This window comes from Pseudoxanthomonas sp. SL93 (assembly GCF_026625825.1).
Lineage (GTDB): Bacteria > Pseudomonadota > Gammaproteobacteria > Xanthomonadales > Xanthomonadaceae > Pseudoxanthomonas_A.
Genome location: NZ_CP113065.1, coordinates 743,663 through 755,803, shown reverse-complemented (window position 1 = coordinate 755,803; position 12,141 = coordinate 743,663). Strand labels below are relative to the sequence as shown.

At 67.8% G+C, this 12,141-nt stretch carries 8 protein-coding genes; 4 read left to right on the top strand and 4 right to left on the bottom strand.

Annotation, left to right across the window (positions count from 1 at the left end; genetic code table 11):
* Window positions 1-250: 250 nt before the first annotated feature.
* Both OVA13_RS03450 and OVA13_RS03445 read left to right on the top strand, forming a co-directional pair.
* The gene (locus OVA13_RS03450) at window positions 251-2,704 is read left to right on the top strand and encodes a YadA-like family protein (RefSeq protein ID WP_267792419.1); all 2,454 of its coding nucleotides are present in this window, start codon (window positions 251-253) and stop codon (window positions 2,702-2,704) included.
* An 87-nt stretch (window positions 2,705-2,791) separates the two neighbouring features.
* Window positions 2,792-3,064, top strand: a complete 273-nt coding sequence (locus tag OVA13_RS03445; protein ID WP_267792418.1) for a hypothetical protein — start codon at window positions 2,792-2,794, stop codon at window positions 3,062-3,064.
* Window positions 3,065-3,142: 78 nt separating this feature from the next.
* Here OVA13_RS03445 and OVA13_RS03440 read toward each other — a convergent pair whose 3' ends face one another.
* Entirely contained in the window at window positions 3,143-3,781 is a 639-nt protein-coding gene (locus OVA13_RS03440) for a hypothetical protein (protein ID WP_267792417.1), read from the bottom strand.
* A 191-nt stretch (window positions 3,782-3,972) separates the two neighbouring features.
* Between OVA13_RS03440 and cls the strand changes: the two genes are divergently transcribed.
* Entirely contained in the window at window positions 3,973-5,235 is a 1,263-nt protein-coding gene (gene cls / locus OVA13_RS03435; RefSeq protein ID WP_267792416.1) for a cardiolipin synthase, read from the top strand.
* Between the two features lie 156 nt (window positions 5,236-5,391).
* Entirely contained in the window at window positions 5,392-6,375 is a 984-nt protein-coding gene (locus OVA13_RS03430; protein WP_267792415.1) for a GGDEF domain-containing protein, read from the top strand.
* Here OVA13_RS03430 and OVA13_RS03425 read toward each other — a convergent pair.
* The 3 genes from OVA13_RS03425 to OVA13_RS03415 are packed head-to-tail and all read right to left on the bottom strand — an operon-like array spanning window position 6,348 to window position 12,113.
* Window positions 6,348-9,554 carry an efflux RND transporter permease subunit gene (locus OVA13_RS03425; protein ID WP_267793617.1) on the bottom strand — a complete coding sequence of 1,069 codons (3,207 nt, stop codon included), beginning with the start codon at window positions 9,552-9,554 and terminating at the stop codon, window positions 6,348-6,350. The genes OVA13_RS03430 and OVA13_RS03425 overlap by 28 nt on opposite strands.
* Before the next feature lie 25 nt (window positions 9,555-9,579).
* The gene (locus OVA13_RS03420) at window positions 9,580-10,827 is read right to left on the bottom strand and encodes an efflux RND transporter periplasmic adaptor subunit (RefSeq protein WP_267792414.1); all 1,248 of its coding nucleotides are present in this window, start codon (window positions 10,825-10,827) and stop codon (window positions 9,580-9,582) included.
* Window positions 10,824-12,113 carry a TolC family protein gene (locus OVA13_RS03415; protein ID WP_267792413.1) on the bottom strand — a complete coding sequence of 430 codons (1,290 nt, stop codon included), beginning with the start codon at window positions 12,111-12,113 and terminating at the stop codon, window positions 10,824-10,826. Before OVA13_RS03415 ends, OVA13_RS03420 begins: the two co-directional genes overlap by 4 nt.
* Between the last annotated feature and the right edge of the window lie 28 nt (window positions 12,114-12,141).

Sequence of the window (12,141 nt, the reverse complement as noted above, 5' to 3'; positions counted from 1 at the left end):
GTGCCATGCGGCGTCCGTGCCTGTCGCGGAAAGGTCGCGCCGACGATGGCGCTGATGCGCTGCGTCGAAACACCGAGCCGCTGCTCCGTCCCCTGAAATCCACGCCGTCCCTGATCCGCACCGCCCGCGTGGCCCGTGTCCGGTCGTCGAACATTGCCTCCGTATCCACGGGTTCGCCTGCGCAAGCCCCGCATGCCGCGCTGCAGTGGTGCGTCTGTTCGTTCCCCTGACGTCCTGACACGGAGGCAACATGAAACGCCACGCATCTGCACGCAACCCGCTCTCGTCGAACCCGTCGCGCCGGGCGCCGGATCACCGTCCGTTTCCGTTCGCGCGTACCCATCGGCTTGCCGCCGCCATCGTGTGGCTGACGGCGCCCGCCCTAGCGTTCGCACAGCAGGTGTGCGACGGCCCGACGCCCGTGCCCACGGCGACAGGCACCAGCGCCTTCGCCTGCGGTGACGGCGCGACCGCGAATGGCAACGGCACCACCGCCATCGGTTCCGGCGCGAACGCCTTCGGTGAGGCATCGCTCGCCCTGGGTGCATTGAGCAGCGCCACGGCCGACCAGACCCTGGCCATCGGCACCGGCGCGTCGGCCAATGCCCTTGGCGCGCAGGCGTTCGGCATCGGCGCACAGGCCAGCGGCGAACGCAGCCTGGTCGTCGGCGGTGGTGCACAGGCGACTGCGGCGGACAGCCTGGCGTTGGGCAACCTGTCGCGCTCGCAGGCCACCAACGCCATCGCGTTCGGCAACAATGCGCTGGCCGGCGCCACCGCGGTCAACGGCATCGCGCTGGGCAACAACAGCCAGGTGCAGGGCGACAGCGCCACCGCGTTCGGCAACAACGCCAACGCCAACGGCCTGGGCGCGATCGCCTTCGGCGGCGGATCCATCGGCGCTGGCGAAGGCGCCACGGCGTTCGGCCTGAACGCCAACGCCAGCGGCGCCTCCGCGGTGGCGGTGGGCGCGCAAAGCACGTCCTCCAACAATGCCAGCACGGCGGTGGGCAATTTCGCCCAGGCCACCGGCATCGGTAGCGTGGCGATGGGGTACGACGCCCGCGCCACGACCGACGCCAGCACGGCGATCGGCGCGGCGTCACGGGCCAGCGGCGCGACCAGCACCGCACTGGGCGTGTTCGCCGAAGCGCTGAACACCAACACGGTCGCGATCGGTTACTCGGCCACCGCCAACGGCACGGACAGCATCGTGATGGGCAGCAATGCGGATGTCACCGCGCTGGGCGTCAACGGCATTGCGATAGGCAACGGCAGCCGCGCCGACAACAGCGATGCGACCGCCGTCGGCACCGGCGCCGATGCGAATGGACAGAACAGCGTCGCGGTGGGTACCAATGCGCAGGCCACCGGGCCCAACGCGAGCTCCATCGGCGACAACTCCGTGGCTCAGGGCAGCAATTCCGTGGCGCTGGGCAGCTCGGCGCGTGCCACCGGCAATGTCAGCACGGCGCTGGGGCAGAATTCGGTGGCATCAGGCACGCGCAGCGTGGCGCTTGGCCAGTCGGCGGATGCGACCGCCACCGATGCGCTGGCCGTGGGCAACAACGCGCAGGCGACGGCGGTGGATGCGATTTCGCTGGGGCGTTCCGCCAATGCCGCGCAGACTTCCAGCATGGCGCTGGGGACGGGGGCGTTCGCCAACGCCACCAACTCGGTCGCGCTGGGCGCGGACTCGACCAGCGACCGTGCCAACACGGTGTCGGTGGGCAACACCACCACGCTGCGCCAGATCGTCCGGCTGGCGGCGGGCACGGAAGACACCGATGCGGTCAACGTGTCGCAGCTCGACACGCTGGCGCAGGCGCTCGGCGGAGGCGCGGACTTCAGTGGGGGCATCTTCACGCCGCCCACGTACGTCATCCAGGGCAGCAGTTACAACAACGTGGGCTCCGCCTTCGCTGCCGTGGATGCGCGGTTGACGGCGTTGAACACGCGCATCGACAACATTCCCGCCGGGCCACAGGGGCCTTCCGGGCCCACTGGCCCCCAAGGTCCTGAAGGACCTTCCGGGCCGACCGGTCCACAGGGGCCTGACGGCCCGACGGGACCGCAGGGACCAAGCGGGCCGCAGGGACCACAGGGACCGGGTGCCAACCCTCTGGCGGTGGCCTATGACGATGCGGAACAGGGCGCGATCACCCTGGCAGGCGATGGCGGTTCGCGCGTGGCCAACGTGGCGGCCGGCGTCACCGCCACCGATGCGGTGAACAAGGGCCAGATGGATGCAGGGGATGCCGCGGCGGTTGGCACGGCCAACGGTTACACCGACGCACGCGAAGCGGCGGTGCGGCAGGACGTGCAGGACGACATCGACGCAGGCGACGCCACCACCCTGTCATCCGCCAACGCCTATACCGATGCCCGCTTCCAGCAGGCGGTCGCCGCGCCGATGGCGGCCATCGACGAACTGCGCAGCGACATGGAATGGCGGTTCGACCGGCAGGATCAACGTATCGAACGCCAAGGTGCGATGAATGCCGCCATGTTGAACATGGCCACCAGCACGGCCGGTGTGCGCACACAGAACCGCGTGGGCGTGGGCATCGGCTTCCAGGGCGGTGAGCAGGCGCTGTCGATCGGCTACCAGCGGGCGATTTCGGATCGCGCCACGGTGACGTTCGGCGGTGCATTCAGTGGTTCGGAGAGTTCGGCCGGCGTGGGCGTCGGCTTTGGCTGGTAATCGCTGGCCTGCTTGACGCCTGCAGCACGTAGCCAGAGACAGGGCGGCAGGCCGGTCGCCCTCTCTCTTTTGCGGAGGGATCGTACGTTGCGCATCGCCATCTATGGCCTGCTGGTGTTCTATGTCCTGTGTTGTGCCGCGGCGCTGGGCCTGATCCATGCGTCCGACCACCGGTTGTGGGACCTGCAGCCGGATCCCCTGGCCTATGCCTTCGCGTGGGCGTTGTCGTTGCCGTGGAGCCTGCTGGTCAACCTGATCGACGATCTGCCCACGGGCGTGGCGCGTGGCATCGTGATCACCGGCATGCTGCTCAACCTGGCACTGGGCATCGGATGGGCCGTGCGTTCGCGCGAGGATTAGTGCCTTACCCGTGCATGGCCCCGTAAAACGGAAACGGCCTCCCGAAGGAGGCCGCCGATGTCCGATACGCGGGACTGCTTACTTGTCCCGCCCGTTTCCCTTGCCGGCGTTGCCCTTGCCGGCATTTCCGTTGCCATTGCCCTTGCCCGGATTGCCCTGGCTCTTCGCCTGCGAAGCGGCGGCCGGCTTGGGCTTGGCCGATGCCGACCCACCCTTGCCATGGCCCGGGCCATGCTTGGACCAGTCGACACTGACACGCTGGTCGACACGCACCGGATAGCCCCAGCGGTCATAGGTGCCGACGGTGCCGTTCTTCAACGCATGGAACGCAGGCGAACCGGGCTTGATGCCCATCTGCTTGGCCAGGTTGCCCCAGCCCTGGCCGGGATTGCGCTCGTAGCGGTCGACCACGTCCAGGCAGGGAATGCCCAGCGCGCGCGCGATGGCGCAGGCGTAGTAGACATCCGCAGGCGCCCAGCCGCGGCGGTCCAGCAGATCCGTCACCAGCGAGCGCGGCGCGCCGTAGTAACCCGTCATTTCCGACACGAACGGATCACGATAGCGCCGACCGTAATCGTTGATCTCGCCCAGGCGTGTATCGACCCACACGTCACCCGTACGGACGTTGTAACCCACGGTCTGCGCCACGGCCGGCAACGCAGCCTGCAGGGACAGTCCCAGCGCGGCCGTGGCAAGCAGTGTCTTGAAAGCCTTCATGATGCAACCCCCTCTCCTGCCGGCGATCCGGCGTCCGATGCGCAGGATCGGCGTCCGCAACTGAACAGGCAATGACAAAGGACCTTGGCGTCCACATCACATTTACGCACCGGCCCTCACGCTGGCGTGGCGGTCCCTCGGGCCGCACTGGAAACGGGGACTGCGGGATGGCCTGGCTGACGAGGAAGAAGATGCTCTGGATTGTCGTGGGTGCGGTGTGCGCGTTCGTCATCACCATCCTGTGGTTGAACTTCACCGGTGGTGAGAAGCGCGTCGACCATGCAGTAAGCCACCAGTACGGCGTGCGCGACGCACAGTTCCAGCGCGAAATGGGCACCTTGCTGGGCCCCGCCATCCTGCCGGGCAACCATGTCGAGAACCTGGAGAACGGGGCGGAGATATTCCCCGCCATGCTCGCCGCCGTGGAAGCCGCGCAGCACACCATCACCTTCGAAACCTACATCTACTGGTCGGGCGACATCGGCGAACGCTTCGCGAAGGCGCTCGCGACGCGTGCCAAGGCCGGCGTCAAGGTGCACGTGCTGCTGGACTGGGTCGGCAGCCAGAAAGTGGATGACACCCTGATCGACCACATGAAGTCCGCCGGCGTCGAAGTGGAATACTTCCACCCGCTGCACTGGTACACGCTGGGGCGCATCAACAACCGCACCCATCGCAAACTGCTGGTGGTGGATGGCCGGGTCGGGTTCACCGGTGGCGTGGGCATCGCCGACCAGTGGAACGGCCACGCCGAAGATCCCGGGCACTGGCGCGACTCGCACTACCAGCTGCGCGGGCCGGCCGTGGCGCAGATGCAGGCCGCCTTCATGGACAACTGGATCAAGACCACGGGCCGCGTGCTGTCGGGGGAGGCGTATTTCCCGTCCTTGCCACGCGAAGGCGACACGCCCGCGCAGGTGTTCATCGCCTCTCCCAGCGGTGGCGGCGACAGCATGATGCTGATGTACCTGATGGCGATCGCGGCGGCCGAACATACGGTGGACCTTTCCGCCGCCTATTTCGTGCCGGACGACCTGATGCGGCAGGTGATCGCCGATGCGCTCAGGCGCGGGGTGAAGATCCGCATCGTCGTTCCCGGCGAACACATCGACACCGAAGTCGTGCGCAAGGCCTCGCGCGCGGAGTGGGGAGACCTGCTGTCCGCGGGCGCACGCATCTTCGAGTACCAGCCGACGATGTTCCACTGCAAGATGCTCATCGTGGATGGCCACCTGGTGTCGGTGGGCTCCACCAACTTCGACAACCGGTCCTTCCGCCTCAACGAGGAAGCCAACCTCAACCTCTACGATGACGCCTTCGCGCAGCGCGTCACCGGCGTGTTCGAGCAGGACCTGCAGAAGGCGCGCGAGATCACCCATGCGCAATGGCTGCAACGGCCGTGGCGGGAGAAGGCGCTGGAACGGCTGGCGTCGCTGTTCTCCTCGCAGCTCTGACGGAATGCCGATCCGGCAAGCGTGACCCACGTCACGCGGAGTGCCGCGCGAGTCCCTACACTGCGCACAGCTCCCGATTGGCAGGCTGGCTTGCGGGCCATCGCACGTTTGAACGACGAATCCACCGACACCTCCTTTGTCCATCCCGCCCTCACCATGAAGCCGAAACGCCGCGACTTCAGACTGGACATCATCGTCCTGCTGGGTTCGATCACCGGCGTCACCATCGCTGTCTTCGGCATCTACCGCTGGCTCAGCGGCCAGCCCCTGCTTGCCTTGATGGATCTCGGCATCGTGGCCTGTGTGCTGGCACCGGTGGTCTACGCATGGCGCAGCGGCGACGGCCTGCGGGCAGGCGCCGCGCTCTGCGTGTTGAACTCGGCGGGATGCCTGACCGCCTGCCTGCTGGTGGGGCATGCGGCGCTTACGTGGATCTACCTGGTCCTGCTGACCAACTTCTTCATCGCCAACCGCTGGCTGGCGGTATCCGCGAACGTGGCCATCCTGGTCGGGGTGCAGTTGATCCCCGACTTCTTCCATGACGGCTTCCATGCCATATCGGTGGCGGTCAGCGTGCTGCTGATCACCGGGTTTTCCTACATCTTCGCCAAGCGCACCCAGGGCGACCGCGCGCGGCTGGAAAAGCTCGCCGCGATGGACGCGCTGACCGGCGTGCCCAACCGCCGCAGCATGGAACGCGCACTCGCCGATGCCGTGGACGCGTTCCAGCGCAACGGACGCCGCTACGGACTGGTCGTGCTCGACCTGGACCACTTCAAGGAAGTGAACGACCTGTACGGCCATGCCGCCGGTGATGCCGCCATCGCCGACCTGGCCTCGATCCTGCGCTTCGAGATGCGGCGCAACGACCAGGTGTTCCGATTCGGCGGCGAGGAATTCGTCGCGCTGCTGGAACTGGAAACCGGTGCCGACCTGGAATCGGCCACCGAGCGCCTGCGCAAGGCCGTGCGCGGCGGCCTGCGCGGACCGGGCGGCCGCATCACCATCTCACTGGGCGCGGCGATGCTGCGCGAACAGGAAAAGACCTGGCACGACTGGTTTTCCCGCGCGGACACGGCGCTCTACCGGGCCAAGTCCAACGGCCGCGACAGCTACGTCATCGCCGACGGGTTGTTCTGACCCGCGGAGCGGTTGCGCCCCGCGGTGCGCTCGCCGTGCAGAAAGCGGTACAGGGCGGGCAGTACCAGCAACGTCAGCAGCGTGGACGAGACAATGCCGCCGATCACCACCGTGGCCAGCGGCCGCTGCACCTCCGAGCCGGCACCGGCATTGAGCGCCATCGGCAGGAACCCCAGTGAAGCCACCAGCGCCGTCATCAGCACCGGACGCAGCCGGCCCAGTGCGCCGTCCATCACGGCCTGGTCCAGCCGCATTCCATCCTCACGCAGCTTGCGGATGAAGGTGATCATCACCAGTCCGTTCAGTACCGCTACGCCGGACAATGCGATGAAACCCACACCGGCCGAGATAGACAACGGCAGACCGCGCAGTGCCAGCGCCACCACGCCGCCGGTCAGTGCCAGCGGAACCCCGGTGAACACGATCACGGCATCCTTCGCCGAGCCGAATGCCCAGAACAGCAGCGCGAAGATGACTACCAGCGTCACCGGCACCACGATGGCCAGGCGCCGGCTTGCCGAGATCAACTGCTCGAACGTGCCGCCATAGTCCACCCAGTAGCCGGCAGGCACCTGAACCCCGGCATCGATCTCCTGTCGCAGTTCCGCAACGAATCCGCCCAGATCCCGGCCACGCACGTTGGCCGTCACCACCACGCGGCGCTTGCCGTTCTCGCGGTTGATCTGGTTGGGCCCCAGCGTGATGCCGATCTTCGCGACCTCGCGCAGCGGCACCGTGCCCGGCGTGCCGGAACCCCATGCCGCGGAACGGGTGGACTCGTCCTGGTTGTCGCTGCGTCCCAACGGGATGGGCAGGTCGTGCAGCGCAGCAGGATCCTGGCGCAACGCCTCGGGCAGGCGCACGACGATGTCGAAACGACGGTCGCCTTCGAACAGCTGCCCTGCCACTTCACCGCCCACCGCGGTGGCAACGGTGTGCTGCACATCGCCGGGATTGAGTCCGTAGCGGATCAGCGCCTGGCGATCGGGCGTGATCGTCAGCAAGGGCAGCCCCGTCGCCTGCTCCAACCGAACGTCGGCTGCGCCGTCGACGGTTTTCGCCACGCGTTCGATCTGCTCACCCAATGCAACCAGGGCATCCAGGTCATCACCGTAGACCTTGATGGCCACGTCCGCGCGTACGCCTGATATCAGCTCGTTCATGCGCATCTGGATGGGCTGGGTGAACTCGTAGTTGTTGCCGGGAATCTGCTGCACCGCGCGCTCGATCTCCGCCACCAGGCTGGACTTGGGTTTGCGCGGGTCGGGCCATTCGGCACGCGGCTTGAGCATGATGAAGGTATCCGCCACCGAAGGTGGCATCGGATCGGTGGCCACTTCCGCCGTCCCCAGCTTGCCGAACACGCGGTGCACTTCCGGAAACCGGGTGATCCGTCCTTCGAGCGTCGCCTGCATGCGCACCGCCTGGTCCAGGCTGGTGCCGGGAATGCGCATGGCATGCATGGCGATATCGCCTTCGTCCAGGCTGGGCACGAACTCGGTCCCCAGCCGCGTGGCGAGCAGCCCGCATACCACGACCAGCGACGCGGCACCCGCGCCGACAAGCAAGCGCCGACGCAGCGCCCATGCCAGCGCCGGCGCGTACGCACGGCGTGCCCATCGCATCACGCGGGTTTCCTTCTCCTGCACACGGCCGCGCATGAACAGCGCGATGGCCGCCGGCACGAAGGTCAGCGACAGCACCATCGCGCCGCTCAGTGCCAGCACCACGGTGATCGCCATGGGATGGAACATCTTTCCCTCCACGCCGGTGAGCGCGAAGATCGGCAGATACACGGCCGTGATGATGCCCAGGCCGAACAGGCTGGGCCGGATGACTTCCGCCGTCGCCGACGCGGTGGCGTCGAGGCGCTCCTCATCCGTCAGCAGGCGACCCAGCGCATGCTGCAGGTCGCAGAAGCGGCGCAGGCAGTTCTCGATGATGATGACGGCGCCATCCACGATCAGGCCGAAATCCAGCGCCCCCAGGCTCATCAGGTTGCCCGACACGCCACCGCGCACCATGCCGGTCAGGGTGAACAGCATGGCGAGCGGAATCACCGCCGCGGTGATCAGCGCCGCGCGCACGTTGCCCAGCAGCAGGAACAGCACCACGATCACCAGCACCGCGCCTTCCACCAGATTCTTCGCCACCGTGCGAATGGTGCGGTCCACCAGCGAGGTGCGGTCGTACATCGCCTCGGCGCGCACGCCCGCGGGCAGGCTGCGGTTGGCGTCGGCCAGTCGCGCGGCCACGGCCTGCGCCACGTCGCGGCTGTTGGCACCGATCAGCATGAACGTGGTACCCAACACGACCTCCTTGCCGTCCATCGTGGCCGCGCCCGTCCGCAGTTCCGGCCCCTCGCCCACCTGTGCCACGTCGCGCACGCGGATCGGCACGCCTTCGCGCCGGTCCAGCACGATGTCGCGGATACCCTCCAAGTCGGCCACCTGGCCCGGCGCACGCACCAGGAACTGCTGGCCGTTGCGTTCGATGTAGCCCGCGCCCACGTTCTGGTTGTTGCTGGCCACCGCCTGCACCACGTCGTGCAGCGTGAAGCCGAGCGCGACCAGTCGTGCCGGGTCCGGCGTGATGTGGATCTGCCGCGCGAAACCGCCGATGGTGTTGACCTCCGTCACGCCCGGGACGTTGCGCAGCTGCGGCCGTACTACCCAGTCCTGCAGCGTGCGCAGGTCGGTGGCGGTATACGGCGTGCCGTCCGGCTTGCGGGCGTCTGCGCTGGCGTCGACCGTGTACATGAAGATCTCGCCCATGCCGGTGGCGATGGGGCCCATACCCGGCTCCAGCCCGGCAGGGAGCTGCGACTTCACCTGCTGGAGACGTTCGCCCACCTGCTGGCGGGCGAAGTAGAGATCGGTGCCGTCCTTGAACACCACCGTCACCTGCGACAGGCCATAGCGCGAGATCGAACGCGTATGGTCAAGCCCCGGCAGTCCGGTCAGCGTCGTCTCGATGGGGTACGTCACGCGCTGTTCCGCTTCCAGCGGCGAATAGCCGTCCACCTGCGTATTGATCTGCACCTGCACGTTGGTGATGTCCGGCGTGACGTCGATCGGCAGCCGACTGAAACTCCAGGCACCCACCGCGACCAGCACCACTGTCAGCGCCATCATCAGCCAGCGGTGCGCGATGGCGAAACGCAGGATGCGTTCCAGCACGCCGCGCGATGCCGGAAGGGACCGTTCAATGGTCATGCGATGCCCCCGACTTCTCGATGTCGGCCTTCACCAGGTAACTCTGCTCCACCACCACCTGGTCGCCGGCCTCAAGGCCCGACAACACTTCCACCTGATGCGCATCGCGCTTGCCGAGTTCGACAGGTCGCACTTCGTAGGTGTCGCCGACACGCACGAACACCACCTCCCAGTCGCGGAAGGTCTGCAGCGCGGCGACGGGTACCGCCATTGCCGCCGGCTGCTGCTCCACGGTGATACGCGCCTTGACCGCGGAACCCGGACGCCACAGGCCATCCGCGTTTTCCAGCGTTGCCCGGGCGACGGTGCTCTGGCTGGCCGTCGCCGTTCCCGGCAGCACCCGTTCCAGCGTGGTCTGCAGGGTGGCCCCGTCGCTCAACCGCGTCACCGTCACCGGCACGCCCGGCACGATGTGCTGCGCATCGGCACCGAAGATGTGCAGGTCTACCCACAAGGTGGACAGGTCCGCCACTTCGAACAACGTGGCGCCCTCGCCCGCTACGCTGCCTACGGTCGCATGCCGCGCCAGCACGACGCCCGTGATCGGCGAGGTGACGGCATACGTGGTCAGGCTGAGATTGCTTTCCACGCTGGCCATCGTCTGGCCGGCCTGCACGCGGTCGCCCACGTTGGCGGCCAGTCGGCGGATGGGGCCGGGGAAGCGTGCAGCGATGTTGGCGACGCGACCTTCCACCGGCGTCAGCAATCCTTGCACTTCATGCTCGTCGGCGATGGTGCCGGCCTGCACCGGCGCCACACGGATGCCGGATTCCCCGGCGATCTTCGCGGCGATGGTGGTGCGGCCTTCATAGCTGTCGTAGGCCCAGCGCAATGCCTTGCCTTCGACCTGCGCCACCACCTCGACATCGAAGGAATGCGGCTCGCCCACGACGGTCTTCGCCAGCAGGCTGCCGTCCGGCTGCGGTGCCAGCACATGCGTCTCGCGCACGCCACCCAGGCGAACGAGGCGAACTTCGATGCTGCCAGCGTTCGCGGGCAGGGGTTTGCCGTCACGGTACAGCCAGGCCTGGTACTTCGGTGGCGTGCCCGTTTCCGCGATCGCCAATTCGATGGTGAAGCCGTCCTTCTTCAACAGACGGCCGCCGTGTTCGCCGCGTGCCGCGTCGGCCTGGTCGTGCGCACCCTCTTCTTCGTGGCCGTGCCCGTCCGTGGCGCCGCCGCAACCTGCCAGCATCAGGGAAAGCGCAAACGCGCCAGTGAGTGTTCGCAGGGTCATGGCGTGCTTCCTTGTGCATGGATGGCGGGCTGGGCCACGAGGGCCTGCCCGGTCAGGCGCTGCAGTTCGATCAGCGCGCGGTGTGCTTCAAGCGCCGACTCGAGTTGCTGGCGTCGTGTGGAGGTGGTCTCGGATTGCAGCTGCGCCCATTCCAGGTAACCGATGGCGCCGGCGCGGTACGCGCGCTCCGCCGCCTGTTCGGCGCGCATCAGGCGCGGTAGCACTTCGTCGCGCACGCGCTGCACTTCCAGTTGCGAAACGCGGTAGCGACCGTGCGCGTCGGCGAGCGTGGCGTACAGGGCGATGTCGCGTGATTCACGCTCGATCGCCAGCGCGGCCAGGTCGGCCTCGGCGGCGCGGATCTCCGGGCCGGCACGGCGCGCACTTCCCAGTGGAAGCGACAAGCTGCCAGTCAGGGCCATGTCGCTGCTGTCCTGCAGCCGGCGCACGCCGACCTGCCAGTCGAGGTCGGGGGTCGCGGTGCTGCGCGCCAGGCGCAGGCGGGCTTCGCGCAGGCGATGTTCATCGGCGAACTGGGCAAGTTCCGGCGTGCCTTCCAGCAAGGCGGCCAGGGCCTGCATGTCGTCGATGGCGGGCAGCGTCAACGGATCGCCCGATGACACCGCGAACCGCGGCTCGCGCTCGCCCCACAGGGCCGCCAGATGCTGACGCGCGGCATCCTGCTGCTGCGCGGCGCGCGCGAGCGTCATTTCCGCGCGTGCCAGTGCCGCCTGTGCGGTGAGCACCACGGATTCCGGCGATGCACCCGCCTGCAGACGCTGCCGCGCGGCCGCGACGGTACGGCGGCGTTGCGCGATGTCCTGCGCGGCGATCCCGTGGTGCGCTTGCGCGGAGGTGACGACCAGATAGCGGCGCGCCACTTCGGCCAGCAGGTCGAGGCGCTGTGCCTCGCGCTGCACGGACAGGGCATCGATACGTGCCTGTGCCAGTGTGCGACGGGCATTTAGCTTGCCACCCCGCTCCAGCACGCCGGCCAATGTCAGCGTGAGTTCGGCCGTGGAGAAGCCGCGGGCATCCCCTGTACCCAGCGCATTCTCCACCTCGACGCCGGCGCTCAAAAGCGGGCGACGGATCGCGGCATCGCGCTCGGCAAGCAGCACCTCGGTGCGGGCACCGAACAGGCGCAGATCGGGATGGAGGCGGGCGACGCGCGCGATGGCGTCATTCAGCGTCAGTGTTTCGGGGGATACAGCGGGCGATCGCACCTGTGCATGCACACACGGCACGATCGCGAAGGCGGCCAATGCCGCCAGTCGCAACCACATGGGAGCTCTCCGGAAAGTCGGTGACGGA

Excerpts from the sequence above, each read along its gene's own strand:
- OVA13_RS03450 (WP_267792419.1), top strand. The coding sequence starts at position 251 with ATGAAACGCCACGCATCTGCACGCAACCCGCTCTCGTCGAACCCGTCG.
- OVA13_RS03420 (WP_267792414.1), bottom strand. The coding sequence starts at position 10,827 with ATGACCCTGCGAACACTCACTGGCGCGTTTGCGCTTTCCCTGATGCTG.
- OVA13_RS03430 (WP_267792415.1), top strand. The coding sequence starts at position 5,392 with ATGAAGCCGAAACGCCGCGACTTCAGACTGGACATCATCGTCCTGCTG.
- OVA13_RS03415 (WP_267792413.1), bottom strand. The coding sequence starts at position 12,113 with ATGTGGTTGCGACTGGCGGCATTGGCCGCCTTCGCGATCGTGCCGTGT.
- OVA13_RS03440 (WP_267792417.1), bottom strand. The coding sequence starts at position 3,781 with ATGAAGGCTTTCAAGACACTGCTTGCCACGGCCGCGCTGGGACTGTCC.
- cls (WP_267792416.1), top strand. The coding sequence starts at position 3,973 with ATGCTCTGGATTGTCGTGGGTGCGGTGTGCGCGTTCGTCATCACCATC.